Origin of the sequence: Streptomyces asiaticus (genome assembly GCF_018138715.1) — a bacterium.
Taxonomy (GTDB): Bacteria; Actinomycetota; Actinomycetes; order Streptomycetales; family Streptomycetaceae; genus Streptomyces; species Streptomyces asiaticus.
This window is the reverse complement of record NZ_JAGSHX010000006.1, coordinates 859032-878189: the sequence shown is the minus strand read 5'-3', so window position 1 is coordinate 878189 and position 19158 is coordinate 859032. Positions and strand designations below refer to the sequence as shown.

The window sequence follows — 19158 nt, the reverse complement described above, 5'->3', positions numbered from 1 at the left end:
TATCTTCCGTATGACACATGAGACGGATGCGTATCTCAGTGAGCCGGATGCGCATGGAGAGGCTCTTACGGCCTTCCTAGGGTCGAGTGCATGACGAACGAGAGTGTGCACCGCCTCGTGCTGGGCGATGTCGAGGTCATCCGGGTCGTGGAGTGGCAGGGCCCGTTCGTGCCCGTCTCCGGTCTGGTCGCGGAGACCGCCGGTGAGGTGTGGAAGGACAATGAGGACTGGCTGGTGCCGGACCACTGGGAGCCGGATACCGACCGGCTGGTGATCGCGTTGCAGACCTGGGTGCTGCGCAGCGGCGGGCGGACCGTCCTGGTCGACACCGGAGTGGGCAAGGGGCGCGAACGGCCGGGCTCGCCGCCGTTCCACCACTGGCAGGGCGATCTTCTCGGCTGCCTGGCGAAGGCCGGTGTCCGCCCGCAGGACGTCGACGTCGTCGTCAACACCCATCTGCACATCGACCATGTCGGCGGGAACACCGTCGAGGCGGACGGGGAGTGGATACCGGCATTCGCCAATGCCCAGTACCTCATCCCGGCCGCCGACGACGTCCACTTCGGGCCGGACGGCGGATACGGCAACGGCTCGCAGGCGGACGGCCGGCTGATCTACGAGGACAGCGTCGCGCCCATCCACCGGGCCGGACAGGCCGTGCGGTGGGACGGTTCCCACCGCATCGACGAGCACCTCACCCTGGAGTCCGCGCCCGGCCACACCCCCGGCTCGTCCGTGCTGCGGCTCGACTCCGGCGGCGACCGGGCCGTCTTCGTCGGAGACCTGCTGCACAGCCCGGTGCAGATCCTCCAGCCCTGCTGCAACAGCAACGCCTGCCTGGACTCGGAACAAGCGGTGGCGAGCCGACTGCGCGTGCTGCGACGCGCGGCCGATCAAAGGGAGTTGCTCGTTCCCGCGCACTTCGCGGGTGCCACGGGCGCCGTGGAGGTCCGGCGGGGAGGCGGCGGGTTCACCCTCGTCGGGCGGAGCTGAGATCTCCGGGCTGGGGTTGTGGGATCGCAATTGCGCTAAAGTAGAAGTGTGAAGTACCTGCCGGCCATCCTCAGCGAAGATCATCCGAGCCTCAGCGCCACCGAGCGCGCATACGCCACCATCAAGCGCCAGATCATCGAGCTCGATCTGGAGCCCGGCGCTCATGTCACCAAGTCGACCCTCGCGCGCCGGGCCGGCGCCAGCACGATGCCCGCCCGGGAGGCGCTGACCCGGTTGCAGCGGGACGGTCTGGTGCAGGCGCTGCCCCGCTCGGGCTACCGCATCCTGCCGGTCACCCTCAAGGGGACCCGCGACCTCTGTGCCTTCCGTCGGCTGCTGGAGGTCGAGGCGGCGGGTCTCGCGGCGGAGCTCGGCTGCCCCGGGCGCGATCTCGCCCGGATGGAGGAGCTCCTGTCGGTCACGTACGAGACGGGGGACCCGGCCAGTCTCGACGCGTTCCTCCGCGCCAACCTCGAGTTCGACGCGATCATCGCCAACCGGTGCGGCAACGACATGCTGGCCCAGGCGGTCATCCGGGTCTTCGACGAGTTGGAGCGAGTCCTGCGGATCACGCTGAAGTCCCTGCCCTTCTCGGAGCCGGCCGCGCATCAGCGGCGGGAGATCCTCGAGGCCATCCGGGACCGTGACCCGGCCGCGGCCCGTGCGGCCATGGGCGCCAGAACGCGGACCGCCCAGGAGCAGATCATCGACCAGTTGGTGTCCCATGCGTCGCTCGCCGAGGTCAGCATCAGCGTCACCTGATCCCGGAGGGCCGGGTTCGGTTTCGCGTTCCCCGGGGGGTTGAAGTGGTTCTCCGAGCAGATGTAAGATCTCAGTATAGAGATCTAAGATCTTAGATGGGGGTGGAATTCCAGACTCCCGCCCGCCGCCACATCGAGATGATCACTATGAACACCACAGCGCTCTGCCGGACCGACCGGACTTTCTCGCTACCGCCTTCCGCCGCTGATGTGCCCGGGGTCCGGAGTGCCCTGGTGGAGACCCTCCTCGAATGGGGAATCCCGGCGGGAGGCGAGCTGGTCCACACCATCGGCCTCATCGCCTCGGAGCTGGTCACCAACGCCGTGAACCACGCCGGTGTGTTCACACCGAGCATCGTCGTCACTCTCAGGCTCGGTGACGACGGAACGCTGGAACTCGGTGTCCGCGACAACTCGCGCGACGTTCCGAGGCCGACGGCCGCCTCCCCGGAGGCCACCCATGGCCGCGGAACGGCGATCGTCGACGCACTGCTCACCGAATACGGCGGGGGTCTGACGGCCGAACGGCATCCCGATGGCAAGACCGTCTGGGCCCGGCTGCCCGGCTTCCCGGCGCACCACGATCCGTGAAGGGAACCCCTGATGAAGCTGGAACGTCTGCCGGCGCTCGAACTCGCCGACCGTGCCCGGACGGCGCCGCCGCACCATGTGGCCATGGTCCCCTTCCGGGGTGTGCCGATGCTGCCCATGCCGGAACACGTCGTGGAGGCGGCGCGGACCGCCGCCGGTGAGGTGTTCCCCCGGAACAGCCGCGGGTCCGAAGAACTCCGCCAGGCGATCGCTTCGCGTCTGGAGGCCACGTACGGGCTCGCCGTGGACCCGGGGCGCGAACTGCTGATCACCCACGGCGCCCAGCACGGGATGAGCGTGGCGCTGAGGGCTCTGCTGTCGCCGGGCGACGACGTCGTGATCCCCGCTCCGAGCTACTTCTTCGACGGCATGATCCGCCTGGCGGGAGCCCGGCCGGTGTACGTACCGTCCGACGAGGGCCGCGGCTGGGACCATGTCCCGGCGGCCGTCGAGGCCGCGATCACTCCGGCCACCCGGGCACTGCTGATCTGCAACCCCAACAATCCGACCGGTTATGTGCCCAGCCGGGAGCGGCTTTGCCAGCTTCTGGACATCGCCGCGCGCCACGGTCTGATCGTCTTCTCCGACGAGTCCTACGAGCGCTATGTATGGGACGGGCCCGGCTATGTGCCGCAGATGCTGCTGCGCGATCACCATCCGGACCTGGTCACCGTCACCAGTCTCAGTAAGAACTACGCCTTCACCAGCTGGCGGGTCGGCTATGTGCACGCCCCCGCCCATCTGCTGAGGCCGATACACCATGCCTTCGAATGGGATGCCATCAACGTCGGCGACGTGGCCCAGGCCGCGGCCCATGCCGTCATGACCGGCCCGCAACACTGGATCGAACAAGAGTTCGCCACCATGCGGGCCAGGCGTGACATCCTCCGCGGCGGGCTGGAGAGCGCGGGCCTCGCTTCGGTGCGCCCCGACGCCGGCGTTTTCGTCTTCGTCGACTGCGCCCCGCTCGGATTCCGCGGGCGACGGCTGGAGCGGCTGCTGTTGGACCACGGCATGACGGCCATCGCGGGGGACGCCTTCGCGGGGCCGGATACGCATGTCCGCATGGTGTACGGGGGGTCCGCCGCCGACCTCGAGGAAGTGGGGCGGCGGCTCGGGGAGTTGAGGCGGGGGAGTGGGGGCGGGGGCGGCGTGGCGTCCCGGCTGTCCGCCGCGGAGTAGCGGGAAGGGGAGTCGACGCTCGCGGTACGGCGAGGTGTCGCACGGACAACAAAGAGATCTTACTCATTCATTGCTGAGATCTCAGATCTGCCTTATGGTCATCGCAACTGCCGGAGGGGTGGCGCGAGGGAGCCCCCTCCAGGGCCGCCTTTCAAGGAGCCGAACATGTCAGGACCCGCTGTGACCGATCGCGACGGAAGCTGGCGCGTCGCCGCCGACATCGGCGGGACCTTCACCGATGTCATCGCCCTGGGCCCGGATGGCCGGGTCGTCCCCGTGAAGGTCCTCTCCACACCGCCGGACTTCGGCAGCGGCGTCCTCGGCGGAACCCGGGCCGCGCTCTCCGCGGCGGACGCGCTTCCGCACCAGGTCACGGCGATGCTGCACGCCACCACGGTGGCCACCAACGCCATTTTGGAGATGCGGGGAGCACATACCGCCCTGGTCACCACGCGGGGATTCCGGGACGTGCTGGAACTCGGGCGCCTGCGCCGTCCCCTGCTGTACGACCTCTCCTGGCAGCGGCCGACCCCGCTCGTTCCCCGGCGCCACCGCTACGAGATCGACCAGCGCATCACCGCCGACGGCCACCTCGAGCCCCCGGCGGACTCCGCCGAACTGGCGCGGGTGGCAGACGAGATCCGGGCCGCGGGCATCGAGGCGGTGGCGGTGTGTCTGATCAACTCCTATGTCCGTCCCGAGGAGGAGCGCCGAGTCGCCGCCGAACTGCGGGCCCTCCTGCCCGGCACCTATGTGACCGCCTCCGTCGACATCACGCCGCAGATGCAGGAGTACGAGCGCACCAGTACCGCGGTCGTCAACAGCTATGTGGGGCCCCAGGTCCATGACTATGTCACGGCGCTCGGCGAGGGGCTGCGGGAGGCGGGCGTCTCCGCGCCCTTGATGATCATGCAGTCCAGCGGTGGGCTCCTCGACGCACCCTCGGTGGTGGGGCGCCCGGTACAGATCATCGAGTCGGGACCCGCCGCCGGCGTCATCGCCGTACGGAAACTCTCCCAGCTCATGGGCCTCGACTCGGTGGTCGCCTTCGACATGGGCGGCACCACGGCCAAGGCATCCCTCATCGAGCACGGCGAGCCGTTCGTCGCCGGTGACTACGAGGTCGGCGGGGGCATGAACATCACCCGAGGCATGGGCAAGGGGGCGGGATACGCGCTGCGCGTGCCCTCCATCGACATCGCCGAAGTGGGTGCGGGCGGGGGCAGCGTCATCTCCACCGACGTCGCCGGATCCCTGCGGGTCGGACCGGAGAGCGCCGGCTCCCGGCCCGGTCCCGCATGCTACGGCAATGGAGGGACCAGCCCCACGCTGACCGATGCCAATGTGGTCCTGGGCTACCTCAGCCCGAGGGCCCTGGCCGGCGGACGCGTGGCCATCGAGCCGGACCTTGCCCGGCGGGCCATCGCCCCGGTGGCCCAGGACCTCGGCGTCGACATCCCGGCGGCCGCGCGCGGGGCCTACGAGGTCGCCGTGTCCAGCATGACCAAGGCCGTCAAGGCCGTCACCAGCGAACGCGGCCGCGATCCGCGGGAGGCGGTCATGGTGGCCTTCGGCGGTGCCGGGCCCCTCTACGGCGCGGCCATCGCCCGGGAGCTCGGCATCGACACCGTCATCGTCCCCGTGCACACCGGGCTGTTCAGCAGTCTGGGGCTCCTCGTCGCCGACACCGAACGGCAGGCGGTGGTGCCCCACCGGACGGACCTCGACGCGCTCGACCTGCTCGGCGCGGAGTTCGACCGCATGGCCAAGGAAGTCACCGAGGCCCTGCGGGAGACCGCCCCCTCGGCACACACCGAGGTACAGCGGGTCTTCGACATGCGCTACCGCGGTCAGCGGTTCGAGCTGTCCGTCACCGTCCCCGACGGGACGCTGGACTCCGGCCTGATGGCCTCCGTACGGCAGCGGTTCCACGCCGAGCACCACCGCACCTACGGCCGCGCCGGTACCGACGAGCTCGTGGAGATCGTCAACCTCCGCGTCCGCGGGCGGGTGCGCAACCCCGTCGGCGTCGAGCGGCTCCTGAGCCTGCCGCCGTCGGCGCCCCGTGCCGGAACGACTTCGGCGCCCCGGGCCGAAACGACTTCGGCGCCCCGGGCCGAAACGACCCGGGAGTGCCGGTTCGACCGGACCGAGCCGACGCCGGTCATCCCCCGCGCCGCACTGTCGCCGGAGCCCCGGCAAGGCCCCCTCGTCATCGAGGACATGGACTCCACCACCCTCGTACCGCCGGCGGCCACCGCCCACCGCGACCGCTTCAACAACATCGTCATCAGCTGGACGACCGCAGCCCCGGAGGCAGCCTCATGAGCCCGCGCCCGATCAGCGACGCCGCCACGTTCGAGGTCTACCGGAACGCGGTGACCGGACTCGCGGACGAAATGGCGATCACCATTCTGCGTACCGCGCACTCCCAGATCGTCGCCTCCAGCATGGACTTCTCGGCCGCGCTGTGCGATGCCTCGGGACGGGTGATCGCACAGGCCAACACCTGTCCGGTGCACCTCGGCTCCATTCCCGAAGCCATGAGCGCCGTGCTCACGGCCTTCGGCGACTCCGTCCGCCCGGGCGACGTCTACCTGCTCAACGATCCCGACCTGGGCGGTATGCACCTGCCCGACATCTTCGCGATCGCCCCGGTGTTCACCTCCGGGCAGCAGCTGCTCGGCTACTCGGTCACCGTCGTCAACCACGTGGACGTGGGAGGCTGGGCCGCGGGATCCATGGCGGTGCAGTCCACCAGCATCTTCGCGGAAGGCGTGCAGATACCGCCGTCCCGGCTGTACGACGCGGGCACGCTCAACGAGACCTTCCTCGCGCTCATCCTCCGCAACGTACGTGAGCCGGAGCTGCTCCGTGGCGATCTGGAAGCACAGCTCGCCGCGTGTCACGCGGGCGGGGAGGGGCTGAGGGCACTGGCCGAACGCCATGGCACCGACGGGCTGGCCGCACTGAACGAGGAACTCCTCGCCTACTCCGAGACCCTGCTGCGCGCGGCGCTCGCCGAGGCACCCGACGGTGCCTACGCGTTCGAGGACTTCATCGACGACGACGGCATGGGTTCGCCGCCCATCCCCTTTCGCGTCACCGTCACCATCACCGGGGACACCCTGCACGTGGACTTCACCGGGTCCTCCCCCCAGGTCGCCTCGGCCCTCAACGCCACCGCGTCCTTCACCCGGTCCGCCTCCTACGCGGCCATCCAGGGCGCCCTGGGATCCGACATCCCGGCCAACAGCGGCTTCTACCGGCCCCTCACCTTCACGATTCCCCCGGCCTCCATCCTCAACGGCCGAAGGCCCTCGGCCCGTGGCGCCCGCGGCCTGGTCGCCTACCGCATCATCGACACCGTCCTCGGCGCGCTGGCCCCCGTCTTCCCCGACCGGGTCCCGGCCGCGGGCGACGGCGGCCCGGACTCCGTGGCCATCGGCATCACCGGGGAGAACGGAACCACCAACGTCCTGTGGGACATCCTGTGCGGGGCCTGGGGAGCCCGTCCCGATCGCGACGGTGTGGACGGCGTCAGCCCGCTCGGCGCCAACCTGGCCAATGTACCGGTGGAGGAACTCGAGCAGTCCGGCCATGTGCGCATCGACGGCTACGGCTACCTGCCCGACACCGGCGGCCCCGGCCGGTGGCGCGGCGGCCTGTCGACCTTCCGCGACATGACGGTGCTCGCTCCCACGGTGTCCGTGCAGATCCGCTCCGACCGGCGCACCCACCTGCCCTACGGCCTCGACGGGGGAGCCCAGGGCACGCCGTCGTCCAACATCCTCAACCCCGGCACCCCACTGGAGCAGATACTCCCCGCCAAGGTCGTCCAGCTCCTCGCCGCCGGCGAACGCCACCGGCACGTCACCGCCGGCGGAGGCGGCCACGGGGACCCCTTCACCCGGGATCCCGACCGTGTCCTGCAAGACGTACTGGACGGGAAGGTCACCGCCTCCGGCGCGATCCGCGACTACGGAGTCGTCGTCACTCCGGACGGCGCGGTCGACACGGCAGCGACACGGCGACGGCGCGCCGCCGGGCGCCGCTAGCCCCGTCCCCGCCCCAACTCACGGTCCCGTCCCCCACTCACCGTCCCCGCCCCCGACTCACCATCCACCCCCCACCTCACCATCCTCGGACCCCGCTCACCGAGAGGACCCCGTCATGGCCGAGGTCACCGCCCTGACAATGACAGACGATGACATGCGTCGTGTATGGCGCAAAGTAGGCATCCGCATCATCCCGCTCATCGGCCTCGCCTACGTGATGAGCTACATCGACCGTGCCAATCTCGGCTACGTGGCACAGTCGCTCAACAAGAGCCTCGGCATCACCGCCGGACAGATGGGCCTGGCCTCCGGCCTGTTCTTCATCGGCTACATCCTCGTGGAAATCCCCAGCAACATGATGCTGCGCCGGTTCGGAGCGCGGAAATGGATCACCCGGATCCTGGTCTCCTGGGGCCTCGTCACCATGGGAACCGCGGCCGTGCACAGCGTTGCCCAGCTCTACGTCATGCGAATCCTGCTCGGTTTCGCGGAGGCCGGGCTGGCCGCCGGAATCCTGCTGTACATGACCTTCTGGTTCCCCAGGAGACAGCGGACATGGGCCATGTCGATCTTCTTCATCATGATTCCGCTGTCCGGCATCATCGGATCGCCCCTCGCCGCGGCCATGCTGTCCTGGGGTGAACAGCTCACCGGGTACGCCGGGTGGCGATCGTTGTTCTTCACCGAGGGCCTCTTCACCGTCCTGTCCGGAACCCTGATCTACGGTCTGCTGCCGGACCGCCCCGCCGACGCGAAGTGGCTGACGCCCCAGGAGAAGGACGCCATCCAGCAGCGACTCACCCTGGAAACCGCCCAGCAGAACGCACACGGCGCGCTCACCGGGATGCGTCAGGCGCTTTCCAGCGGACGCGTGTGGATGCTGGCCTTCGCCTTCTTCGCCATCGTCTTCGGCCTGTACCCCATCGCGTTCTTCCTGCCGACGATGATCTCCACGCTCACCGGGAACGCGTCCAACATCTCGGATGTCGGCAGCGTGCTGCTCGCCGGCATCCCCTCGGCCATCGCCATCGTCGCCATGCTCGCCTGGGCCAAGGTGGCGGCGCGCCGGTCCGTGGTGTTCTCCACAGCCGTACCCCTGGCGTTCGGTGTCGTGGGCCTGCTGCTGGCCACCTTCACCCACAACGACGTCCTGTTCATCGGGGCGTTCTGCGTCAGCGTCTCCGGCGTCTTCACCGCCATGCCGCACTTCTGGCGGCTGCCGCCGCTGTGCCTGACCGGTGCCGCCGCGGCCTCGGGCATCGCGCTGATCAACTCGGTGAGCAACGTCAGCGGCTTCATCGGCCCCTATATGACGGGCGCCATCGCGGACGCGACCGGCGACTTCACCTACGCCCTCCTGGCCATCGCCCTGATGCTCGCCGCCGGATTGGTGATCCTGCTGACGGCCGGGCGAAAGGCGGAACAGTCAACCGCCCGGGATCCACTGCCCCAGCCCCACGACACGGAGAAGATCGGGTGACCGGCCGCACCGACACCGCACTCATCATCGGTGATATGCAGACGGGCATCCTCGCCAACCATCCGTTCAGCCGAGCGCCCGTGCCTCCCATGCGGGAGTTGGTACGCGCGGCTCGCGAGCACGGCTTCCTCGTCGTCCTCGTGCGTACGGAGCTGCGGGTATCGGGAGCCGATGTCTCCGAGAACAACACCCTGTTCACGGCGTTTCACCAGGCCGGCTCCCTGTTTCATGAGGGATCCGGGGAGACGGACATCATTCCGCAACTGGCACCGCGACCGGAGGATGTCGTCATCACCAAGCGCCGCACCAGCGCGTTCGCCGGAACGGAACTCGACCTGGTGCTGCGCGCCCACCATGTCGAATCGCTCGCGCTGACAGGCGTGGCGAGCAGCGCGATGGTCGCGGGAACGCTCTACGACGCCCTGGACCGCGACTACCGGGCCACCGTCCTGAGCGACGCCTGCGCGGACGCCGAGGCGGACGTCCATGACTTCTTCATGGAGCGGGTCTTCCCCGCACGTGGCGCGCGGGTCATGACAGTGGAGTCCTGGCTCGGAGCGCTGTGAGGATCCGCCCCAGGACGCCGGGGGCCTCGCCCCCGGCGTCCTGGACGACGCCGAGTGGTTACGACACGACGGCGCCACCCGCGGGCTGCTCGTCGCTCTCCGGCTCCTGTGGCGGGTGGCTGAGCTGTTCGCGCACGTAGTTCCAGGCCACCGCGATCAGCGCGGCCACCGGTACGGCCAGCAGACTGCCCACGATCCCGGCCAGGCTGCTGCCCAGTGTCACCGCCAGCAGGACGACCGCCGCGTGCAGGCCGAGGCCGCGGCTCTGGATCATGGGCTGGAACACATTGCCCTCGAGCTGCTGCACCACCACGATGATCGCCAGGGCGATCAGCGCGTCCGTCGGACCGTTGAACACCAGCGCGATGAGCACCGCGACCACACCCGCGAACAAGGCCCCCACGACGGGAATGAACGCGGAGATGAAGGTCAGGACCGCCAGCGGCAGCACCAGCGGTACTCCCAGAGCCCACAGTCCGAGCCCGATGAGGATGGCGTCGAGCAGGCCGACCAGCGCCTGGGAACGCACGAAGGCCCCGAGGGTGTCCCAACTGCGCGCGGCCACGGCGGGGATGTCGATGGCGAGCCGGCCGGGGAGCTGACGGGCGAGCCACGGCAGGAACCGCGGGCCGTCCTTGAGGAAGAAGAACATCAAGAAGAGCGCCAGGACGGCGGTGATCACACCGTCGACCACGGTGCTCACTCCGGCGACGACAGCGCTGACCAAGCTGCCCGCACTGCTCTGCAACCGGGCGGCCGCGCTGTCGGTGGCCTGCGCGATCTGGGCATCGTCGATGTTCAGCGGCGGCCCGGCGGCCCACTCACGCACCCGCTCGATGCCTTCGGTCACCCCGTCGGCCAGTTCACCGGACTGGGACGCCACGGGCACCGCGATCAGCGCCACGATACCCGTGGCGACCAGGAGGAACAGCAAGGTCACGACCGAGGCGGCCAGCGCGGGAGGCCACCCCCACCCGCGCAGAAGGCGGGCCAGGGGCCAGGTCAGCGTCGTGAGGAGCAGGCCGACGACGAGCGGCCAGATGACCGACCACATCTGGCCCAGGGCCCATAGGACCGCCGTGGCCATGACGAGGATCAAAAGCAATTCGAGGGAGATACGCGACGATTCGCGGAGCGCGGCGCGGGTTTTCGTGGAACTCAACGTGCGTGGCATGGGGCCACCCGTACCTCATAAGGGCTTCCCGGCGCTGCCTTTCAGGAACACCCTAGCCAAACTCCCAGTGGCCTCACCGGGGTTGGGAGCGGGACGGCGAGGGATCCCGTGCGGGGCGCGGGTGAGAGCCGGGTGGGGCGGGCGTCCGGCCGGTGCCACGTCGGCCCGCGCGGGTGGGCCGGCCGAGGACGACTCCGGCCAGTACCAGGACCAGTCCGCACAGTTGCTGACCGGTCAGCACCTCCGTGGCGACCGTTGTGCCGAGCAGCACGCCCGTGACGGGGTTGAGCAGCCCGATCAGACCCACGGTCCCCGCGGGCAGATGCCGCAGCCCGGTGAACCAGGCGGTGAAGGCCAGCGCGGTTGCGGCCAGGGAGACATAGCCGAAGGCGACGAGCGCCGGTGTGGAGAGCGCGGGCGGAGGCCCCTCCACCACCGCGGCGGCCGGAAGCAGGAACAGCCCTCCGGCGGTCAGCTGCCAGGCGGTCGAGGCGAGCACATCGGTATGGGCGCTCCACCGCTTGGTCAGGATGTGGCCGAAGGACGACACCAGCATGGCGGCCGCCGAAGCGAGAACCCCCGGCACGCTCACCCCCTCCGCTCCCGTGAGCAGCATGAGGCACACCCCGGCGAGCCCGACCACGGCACCGGACAGATGGGCGGTCCGGGGCCGTTCGGACACCAGGGGCCAGGCGATGAGCGTCATCGTCAGCGGGGACACCGCCATGACGGTCGCCGCGACGCTCGTCGGCAGCAGCTGGGAGGCGACGTAGACGAGGACGAAGAACACGCTCACGTTGAGCGATCCCAGCACCGCGGACCGCCACCACCACGCACCGTGCGGCCGACGCCACCGGCACAACGCCAGCAGGACGAGCCCAGCGGGCAGCGCCCGCAGAGCGGCCCCGTACAGCGGGCTCCCGGCGGGGAGGAATTCGTGCGTGACGAAGTAGTTGGCTCCCCATGCCACCGGCGCGACCGCGGTCAGCGCCACCCAACGCGCATTAGCTTCCATGGAAGACAAATATAGCTTCCCGGGAAGCTATATTTGTCTTCCATGGAACATCGGCAACCGCTGGACCGCGTGGCCCGCATCCAGGCCGACTGGCGCCGCGAACGGCCCGACGTCGACACCTCTCCGCAGGGAGTGATCGGCCGACTGCACCGCCTGGCCGGTCAACTCACCGAAGAACTCTGCCGCGTATACGGCCGCTACGACCTCACCGAGGGGGAGTTCGACGTCCTGTGCGCACTGCGCCGCGCCGGCGAACCCTATGAACGCGCCCCTGGCGAGCTCGCCGCGCACACCATGGTCACCACCGGCGCGATGACCAAGAGAATCGACCGCCTCGAACGAGCCGGACTCGTCACCCGCCGCCGCGCGGACGACGACCAGCGCGGCCGGATCGTCGCCCTCACCGAACCCGGACGCGAACTGATCGACCGGGCGTTCACCGACCATATGCGCAACGAACGCCACCTGCTGAACCTGCTGACGCCCGCGGAGGCCGAGACGCTCGAAGCGCTGCTCACGACGTGGCTCTCCCGCCTGGAAGACCCCCGTCCTCCCCGCCACGAGTGATCCGCCCCGCGCGGGCCCGCACAGCCGCCTGCTCGACTCCGGCCTTCCGGCCGCGGTCGAACCGTACTGAGCTGGAGTCGGCCCACCGACGCAGGGTCCACCGGTCCCAGCTGGGCCCGGCGGGCGTAGTAGGCCGCGGCTCGCCCGGCGGTGGCCGCGCTGAGCGCACCGCGGGCGCGGGCGAACGCGGCCAGTCGGTCGCCGTGCGCTGCCGCGCCGTCCCGTCGCAGCAGTTGATCGAGGCTCACGCGCGGCGCCAGGTCTTCCAGGACGAGGAAACCGGCGGCTGTATCAGCGGCGACGACACCGGGAGCGAGGCCGGTCCCGAGGTCCTGGCCGAGGAACTGAAGCGCGGCCAGCTCGGTACGCAGCCGCCACGAAGCAGTACGGGCGTCCCGTAGCCCGCCTGATACCCACTTCACAACGACGGAGTCCGGAACCGTCACAGCACTTCGGAGCCAGACCCTGGCCACGGTCCACGGCTCCATCCGCTCCCAGCGGTCGACGGCGACCGGTGCGGCATAGGCATCGGTCAGGAGGTTCTGTAGCGCATCGATTGCGAAGATCTCTCTGGAGGCTGCCACTGGCTCAACCTATGGCTCGCTCCCGTGGCGAGCGGGACGGGGCCCGTCCCGGCGGGCTCGCGCTATACCCGGTATTGGCGGTCGTCGGCGGGATGAACGGGAGCGGATGCCGTCGCAGAAGGTCCCCGCCACACGCCACCCGACACCGAAATCTCTCTTGCTCTTTCGCAGACGGAGAAACGCAATGACATCTCGGGAATCCGTTCCGTCGAGTCGTTGGGCATGAGCCTTCGACTCGTCGTGTGGTAGTTGCAGGCGCCTGTCCGAGAGGATTCGGAAATCTTGCTCCGGGGCTGTATGCCTGCACCGGCCTCTGCGATTCCTGACCGATCCTGGCGGGTGGTATCGGCCGGCGCGGCATTGTCGATAAATTCCTTTATGTTGTTGCCCTGCATCGCCGTCAGATTCATGACCATCGGAGTGCCCGCACGGACATATTCCCCGATGGTGCGGGCCTTGTCGCAGGTCCTGGACAGAGCGCGGTGATGCGGTTCGGCTCTCGCCCGGGTACGAGCTCGGGCATGATCATCGGTGCGTTCTTCTCCAGATTCTGACGTTCGTCTGTGATGGATGCCACGGGGTCGGTTCGTGCCGGATGCCCTCATCCACGGAGCCCACTGGGATGCGCCGCCGGGCCAGCGGATACTGGGGCGCATGCGTATCGACTTCGAGCCCGAGACCATGGGCACCGTCCCCTTCTACAAGCTGCTGACCTCGGTCATCGTGCCCCGGCCGATCGCCTGGGTGTCGACCGTCGGCCAGGACGGTGCCGCGAACCTCGCCCCGCACTCGTTCTTCACCGTCGCGGCCGCGGCTCCGCCCGTCGTGCAGTTCACCTCCCTGGGGCGTAAGGATTCGCTGCGGAATGTCGAGGACACCGGGGAGTTCGTGGTGAACCTCGCTCCCGAGGGGCTGTTCGAGCAGGTCAACGCGACCGCGACGGACTTTCCGCACGGGGTGAGCGAGTTCGAGGCGGTGGGGGTGGAGCAGGAGGCGAGCTTGCGGGTGAAGCCGCCTCGGGTGGCGGGGTCGCCGGTGGCGTTGGAGTGTGTGGTGCACAGCACGATGGGGCTCGGGAACTCGACGGTGGTCTTCGGGCGGGTGGTGCACGCCGCGATCGACGACGAGGTGATGGTCGACGGGCATGCCGAGATCACCAGGCTGCGGCCGCTGTCCCGGCTGGGGAAGAACGAATGGGGCACGGTCGGTGAGGTGCTGGATCTGGCCCGGATCCGTTACGCGGACTGGGAGGGCCGGGGGCCGGAGAAGGTGTGAGGGTTACGGGCCGTAGGGAGGATCCCGGGCCGTAGGAAGGGGTCGTGGCGATGGAGAGCGTGGTGTTCGACATCGGCTCGACCCTCGTCCGTGAGGACCGTTACTGGGGCTCCTGGGCCGACTGGCTCGGGGTGCCCCGGCACACCCTGTCCGCGCTGGTGGGGGCCGTCGTCGCGCAGGGACGGGACGACGGGGACGCGATCCGGCTGCTGCGGCCCGGCGTGGACATCGACGCCGAGCGGCGGGCGCGGGAGGCGGCGGGGCGGGGGGAGCGGCTGGACGAGTCCGATCTGTACCCGGACGTACGGTCCGCGCTCGGCGCGCTGCGGGAGTCCGGGCTGCGGGTGGTCCTGGCCGGGAACCAGTCACTGCGGATGGGGGAGCTGCTGCGGGGAATGGAGCTCCCGGTCGACGCCGTGGCGACGTCCAGTGGATGGGGGGTCGTCAAGCCCGATCCGGAGTTCTTCCGGCGGGTGCTGGAGCTCGGCGGCGCCGCGCCGGAGGACACGGTGTACGTGGGTGACTACCCGGCCTTCGACATCCGGCCGGCCAAGGTCGCCGGGCTGCGGGCCGCGCATATCCGCCGGGGGCCGTGGGCGTATCTGTGGAGCGATACGGCCGACGCGGCGATGGCGGACTGGCGGATCGACTCGTTGGGCGAGCTGGTGGAGATCGTCACCGGGCCGTCGGGGACATCGTCCCCGTAAGGCCGCAGCTCAGGGCAGGGGTGTGCGCTGGGTGAGGAATTCACACCCGGTGTGATGCGAGTGCTTGCATATATCTACCGCACACCCTTCCCCGCTGCCCGGCATGGCGCTTGACTCGTGCCATGCCGCTCAGGGGCGCCAGACCTGAGCGAAGGGGCCGCCGGACTCCTCCCTCCTCGGCCGGCGGCCCATCTCCCTGCCTGTCCGGCGGATGTCTGAGCGGATGTCCGAGCGGATGTCTGAGCGGACATCCGAGGGGACATCCGAGTGGACATCCGAGAAGTGCGTCAGCCTGCCGACTCGGCCGCGTGCGCGCTCAGCACACTGAAGCCGACGAGTGCGAAGAGCGCGAGGCCCAGCAGAATCCGGTAGATCACAAACGGCATAAAGCTCTTGCTTGAAATGAATTTCATGAACCACGCGATCACCACATAGCCGACAACGAAGGCGATGACCGTCGCGAAGATCGTCGGGCCCCACTCCGTATGACCCTCGGAGGCGTCCTTCAGCTCGAAGGCGCCCGAGGCCAGCACCGCCGGCACCGCGAGCAGGAAGGAGTAGCGGGCCGCGGCCTCGCGCGTGTAGCCCATCAGCAGTCCGCCGCTGATCGTGGCGCCCGACCGGGAGACGCCCGGCACCAGCGCCATCGCCTGGCAGACCCCGAATATGAGCCCGTCCCGGATGCTCAGCTCCTGGAGCGTCTTGCGCTGGTTGGCGACGCGATGGCGGCCGCCCGTCTCATCGCGGGCCGCACGCCGGTCCGCGAAGCCCAGCACGACGCCCATGACCACGAGGGTCGTGGCTATGAGCCGCAGATCGCGGAACGGACCCTCGATCGCGTCCTGGAGGGTGAGCCCGAGCACACCGATGGGCAGCGAGCCGACGATCACCAGCCAGCCCATCTGGGCGTCGTGGTTGCCGCGCCACTCCTTGCTGAAGAGCGAGCGGAACCAGGCCGACACGATGTTGACGATGTCCTTGCGGAAGTAGATGAGCACCGCGAGCTCCGTGCCGATCTGGGTGATCGCGGTGAAGGCGGGCCCAGGGTCGTTCCAGCCGGCGAACGCGGCCGTGAGCCGCAGATGGGCGCTGGAGGAGATCGGAAGAAACTCAGTCAACCCCTGGACCAGCCCGAGGATGAATGATTCAAACCACGACATTGAGTCTTCGCTATCCAAGGCTGATCGTGCGCTGCTCGGTCCCTGGTCTCAGATGTCCAGGCATGACCGATTCAGGCGGGGCGGTCAGTGGGAGGCCGACCGTCGAGGATCAACGGCCGGTTGTGGGGGCAGCGTAGCGTCCCCGGGTGCGCGGCCCATCAAGGGCCTGGTCAGACCATCGGTTCAGCGCTTTGACCCTGGGTACTCGGCAGTAGCCGCCCGGCCGCGGGCGCCTGGTGAGGATCAGCCGAGGACAGCCGAGGAGCCGAACCGTATGACCGCGATCGGGCACGACGGAGGGCAGGGTGGCCGACGGGACGGGGCCGGGGGCGGCGCCGGAAACGGGCCGGGCAGGACGATCACCACCGACGTCCCGGCACGGCTGGACCGGCTGCCGTGGTCACGCTGGCACTGGATGATCGTGATCGGCCTCGGCACCGTATGGATCCTGGACGGTCTCGAGGTGACCGTCGTCGGCAATATCGCCAGCCGTCTCTCCGAGCCCGGCAGCGGGCTGCCCATCACCGACGCGCAGGTCACGGGGATGGCGGCGGCCCTCTACGTGGCCGGGGCCTGCACCGGGGCGCTGTTCTTCGGCTGGCTCACCGACCGCTACGGCCGCAAGAAGCTCTTCCTCATCACGCTCGGGGTCTATCTGGCCGCCACCGCGCTCACCGCCATCTCCTTCTCCGCCTGGTGGTTCTTCCTCTTCCGCTTCCTCACCGGCTTCGGCATCGGCGGGGAGTACGCGGCCATCAACTCCGCGATCGACGAGCTGATCCCCAGCAAGTACCGGGGCCGCGTCGACCTGGTCATCAACGGGAGCTTCTGGCTCGGCGCGATGGGCGGCTCGCTGCTCTCCGTGCTGATGCTCAACACCAATTTCTTCGCGCTGAACGTCGGCTGGCGGCTCACCTTCGCCCTCGGCGTCGTCCTCGGCCTGGTCATCCTGCTGGTCCGGCGGAACGTCCCGGAAAGCCCGCGCTGGATGTTCATCCACGGCCGGGCGGAGGGCGCCGAGGAACTGGTGGCGGCGGCCGAACGGCGGATCGAGGACGAGACCGGGCGGCGCCTCCCCGAGCCGGACCAGGCCATCACCATCCGCACGCGGAAGAGCACCGGCTTCATCGAGATCGCCCGGACGCTCTTCCGGGCGTACCCCCGGCGCGCGTTCCTGGGGCTGGCCCTCTTCATCGGGCAGGCGTTCCTCTACAACGCCATCACCTTCGGCTTCGGCTCGATCCTGGTGAAGTTCTTCGGCGTGCCCAGCGGCGACACCGGCTACTACTTCACGGTCATCGCCTTCGGCAACTTCCTCGGGCCATTGCTGCTGAGCAGGCTCTTCGACACGGTCGGCCGCCGGCCGATGATCTCGGGGACGTACATCCTCTCCGGTGTGCTGCTGTTCATCACGGCCTGGATGTTCGGCAACGGCTGGCTCAACGCGACCACGATGACCGCCTGCTGGTGTGTGGTCCTCTTCTTCGCCTCGGCCGGTGCGAGCTCGGCGTATCTGACGGTCAGCGAGGTCTTCCCGATGGAGACCCGCGCCCTGGCCATCGCCTTCTTCTACGCCATCGGCACGGCGGCCGGGGGCATCAGCGGTCCGCTGATCTTCTCGGAGCTGACGGCGAGCGGAGTCGTCGCCGACACCGCGCTGGCCTTCTCCATCGGGGCGTCACTCATGGTCGCGGCCGGGCTGGTCGCCGTCTTTCTCGCGATTCCGGCGGAGCGGCGCCTGCTGGAGGACATCGCCGAGCCGCTGTCCGCCCGCGCCGCGGCCACGTCGGCCTCAGCCACCGGACCGACCGGCGGCTGACGGACCCCCCGCGGCTGACGGACGCCCCGCCGGCGGCTGACGGCCCCGGGCCCCGTCAGCCCCGCGGGGCCGTCCGTCAGCCCCGCGGCGCCATCTCGTCCGCCGCCGCCGCGTCCTCCGCGGGGCGCTCCCCGAGCCGCACGGGCCGGATACGGCCGCGTTTGCGCCAGGCCACCAGCGCCCCCGCGACGGCGGGCACCGTGATGAAGGCCAGCGCGAGGAGGAAGACGGGCGAGGTGGGGGTGGTGGCGCGGCTGCCCGCGACCACGTACGCGGCGGTGTTCGGCACACTGCCCAGCCCGGTGGCCAGCAGGAACGACGGCCAGCTCATCCGGGAGACGGCCGCGCAGTAGTTGGCGGCGGCGAACGGTACGCCGGGGAACAGCCGGATCGCCAGCATCGATCGGAACCCGTGGTGGCTCAACTGCCGGTCCGCCGCCAAGAGCCAGCGCCCCCGCAGCAGCGGCCGCAGCGCGTCCTGCCCCAGCAGCCGCCCGAGGCCGAAGGCGATCCCGGCGCCGATCACCGTGCCGCCGATGGCCGTGGCCAGCCCGTACTGGATGCCGAAGAGCGCACCGGCCGCCAGGTTCAGCAGCGGCCGGGGCACCAGCGCGGCGGTGCCCACCCCGTACGCGGCCGTGAACAGCACCACGGCCGTCCCGCCCGACAACTCCGGCCAGCCACCGTGGGTCAGCAGCCGCTGCGGCTGCCACAGCCAGACCGCGATCGCGGAACCGGTGAGCAGCGCGGCGAGCAACCCCAGCCGCGACCACGGCGAGAGGAGCACGGCGCGGGCGCGACGCGTGGCCGGTTTCGCGGGCGGCGGGGCGATATCGAGCATCGGTGGAGCGTAACCGACCGGGCCCGGCGGACGCCGCGATGTCGTCGGGTTGTCGTCCGATTGTCGGCAGACCGTCGACAGACGGTTCCGAACCCCGTTGAGAGACGTTCCGAACCCGGTCGGCAGCGGTTCCGAACCACCCGCCCCACCCACCCCACACGCATCCAAACGCACCGAAAACCATTCGACGCGGACCGAACAGTGCGCGAAGATCACAGCATGTTCCGGCTCGCCTTCCTCACGCCGACGTCCGCGGTCGCGGACGCGCCGAAGGCTGCCGTCCCCGCTCTCGCTCCGGCCGCGGTCGCCGCCCTCACCACGGACCCGCCCGCCGCCGTTCCCGCCGCCTGCCTCGACGGCGCCCGAAGCTGACCCTCCTCGGACA

18 protein-coding genes are annotated in these 19158 nt (G+C 69.6%); 14 read left to right on the top strand and 4 right to left on the bottom strand.

Annotated elements, in window-relative coordinates; genetic code table 11:
* Window positions 1-90 precede the first annotated feature (90 nt).
* The 8 genes from KHP12_RS11430 (at window position 91) to KHP12_RS11395 (ending at window position 9631) form a co-directional block, all read left to right on the top strand.
* Entirely contained in the window at window positions 91-993 is a 903-nt protein-coding gene (locus tag KHP12_RS11430) for an MBL fold metallo-hydrolase (RefSeq protein WP_086883173.1), read from the top strand.
* A gap of 48 nt (window positions 994-1041) precedes the next feature.
* The gene (locus KHP12_RS11425) at window positions 1042-1755 is read left to right on the top strand and encodes a GntR family transcriptional regulator (RefSeq protein WP_211832900.1); all 714 of its coding nucleotides are present in this window, start codon (window positions 1042-1044) and stop codon (window positions 1753-1755) included.
* 95 nt (window positions 1756-1850) lie between these two features.
* Entirely contained in the window at window positions 1851-2345 is a 495-nt protein-coding gene (locus KHP12_RS11420) for an ATP-binding protein (RefSeq protein WP_211832898.1), read from the top strand.
* 12 nt (window positions 2346-2357) lie between these two features.
* On the top strand, window positions 2358-3527 hold the full coding sequence (locus KHP12_RS11415) for a pyridoxal phosphate-dependent aminotransferase (RefSeq protein WP_211832896.1): 1170 nt from the start codon (window positions 2358-2360) through the stop codon (window positions 3525-3527).
* Between the two features lie 165 nt (window positions 3528-3692).
* Complete coding sequence (locus KHP12_RS11410; protein ID WP_210610273.1) at window positions 3693-5855, top strand: hydantoinase/oxoprolinase family protein; 2163 nt, start codon at window positions 3693-3695, stop codon at window positions 5853-5855.
* The gene (locus KHP12_RS11405) at window positions 5852-7585 is read left to right on the top strand and encodes a hydantoinase B/oxoprolinase family protein (protein ID WP_210610274.1); all 1734 of its coding nucleotides are present in this window, start codon (window positions 5852-5854) and stop codon (window positions 7583-7585) included. Before KHP12_RS11410 ends, KHP12_RS11405 begins: the two co-directional genes overlap by 4 nt.
* A gap of 154 nt (window positions 7586-7739) precedes the next feature.
* A complete protein-coding gene (locus KHP12_RS11400; RefSeq protein WP_086885876.1) occupies window positions 7740-9065 on the top strand; it encodes an MFS transporter in 1326 nt (441 codons plus the stop codon).
* Window positions 9062-9631 (top strand): cysteine hydrolase family protein, encoded by a 570-nt coding sequence (locus KHP12_RS11395; protein WP_244203406.1) that lies wholly within the window; start codon window positions 9062-9064, stop codon window positions 9629-9631. Before KHP12_RS11400 ends, KHP12_RS11395 begins: the two co-directional genes overlap by 4 nt.
* 58 nt (window positions 9632-9689) lie before the next feature.
* Here KHP12_RS11395 and KHP12_RS11390 read toward each other — a convergent pair whose 3' ends face one another.
* Together KHP12_RS11390 and KHP12_RS11385 are read right to left on the bottom strand one after the other, a co-directional pair.
* The gene (locus tag KHP12_RS11390; RefSeq protein ID WP_211832894.1) at window positions 9690-10805 is read right to left on the bottom strand and encodes an AI-2E family transporter; all 1116 of its coding nucleotides are present in this window, start codon (window positions 10803-10805) and stop codon (window positions 9690-9692) included.
* Between the two features lie 73 nt (window positions 10806-10878).
* Window positions 10879-11820: an EamA family transporter gene (locus tag KHP12_RS11385; RefSeq protein ID WP_211832892.1), complete on the bottom strand. Its 942-nt coding sequence runs from the start codon at window positions 11818-11820 to the stop codon at window positions 10879-10881.
* Between the two features lie 42 nt (window positions 11821-11862).
* Between KHP12_RS11385 and KHP12_RS11380 the strand changes: the two genes are divergently transcribed.
* From KHP12_RS11380 to KHP12_RS11365, 4 genes are all read left to right on the top strand, one after another.
* A complete protein-coding gene (locus KHP12_RS11380; RefSeq protein ID WP_086885065.1) occupies window positions 11863-12387 on the top strand; it encodes a MarR family winged helix-turn-helix transcriptional regulator in 525 nt (174 codons plus the stop codon).
* Entirely contained in the window at window positions 12384-12788 is a 405-nt protein-coding gene (locus KHP12_RS11375) for a hypothetical protein (RefSeq protein WP_211832891.1), read from the top strand. Before KHP12_RS11380 ends, KHP12_RS11375 begins: the two co-directional genes overlap by 4 nt.
* 837 nt (window positions 12789-13625) lie before the next feature.
* Entirely contained in the window at window positions 13626-14246 is a 621-nt protein-coding gene (locus tag KHP12_RS11370) for a flavin reductase family protein (RefSeq protein ID WP_037953824.1), read from the top strand.
* Window positions 14247-14296: 50 nt separating this feature from the next.
* Window positions 14297-14953, top strand: a complete 657-nt coding sequence (locus tag KHP12_RS11365) for an HAD family hydrolase (RefSeq protein ID WP_211834836.1) — start codon at window positions 14297-14299, stop codon at window positions 14951-14953.
* A gap of 287 nt (window positions 14954-15240) precedes the next feature.
* On the opposite strand, the gene KHP12_RS11360 is transcribed toward KHP12_RS11365, so the two are convergent.
* Complete coding sequence (locus KHP12_RS11360) at window positions 15241-16113, bottom strand: undecaprenyl-diphosphate phosphatase (RefSeq protein WP_086885063.1); 873 nt, start codon at window positions 16111-16113, stop codon at window positions 15241-15243.
* Window positions 16114-16387: 274 nt separating this feature from the next.
* Between KHP12_RS11360 and KHP12_RS11355 the strand changes: the two genes are divergently transcribed.
* Window positions 16388-17932, top strand: coding sequence for an MFS transporter (locus KHP12_RS11355; RefSeq protein WP_246643101.1), 1545 nt, complete (start codon window positions 16388-16390; stop codon window positions 17930-17932).
* A 76-nt stretch (window positions 17933-18008) separates the two neighbouring features.
* On the opposite strand, the gene KHP12_RS11350 is transcribed toward KHP12_RS11355, so the two are convergent.
* Window positions 18009-18773, bottom strand: coding sequence for a TVP38/TMEM64 family protein (locus KHP12_RS11350; protein ID WP_211832883.1), 765 nt, complete (start codon window positions 18771-18773; stop codon window positions 18009-18011).
* Between the two features lie 219 nt (window positions 18774-18992).
* On the opposite strand from KHP12_RS11350, the gene KHP12_RS11345 reads away from it, so the two are divergent.
* Window positions 18993-19145, top strand: a complete 153-nt coding sequence (locus tag KHP12_RS11345) for a hypothetical protein (RefSeq protein WP_167442813.1) — start codon at window positions 18993-18995, stop codon at window positions 19143-19145.
* The last annotated feature ends 13 nt before the right edge of the window (window positions 19146-19158 follow it).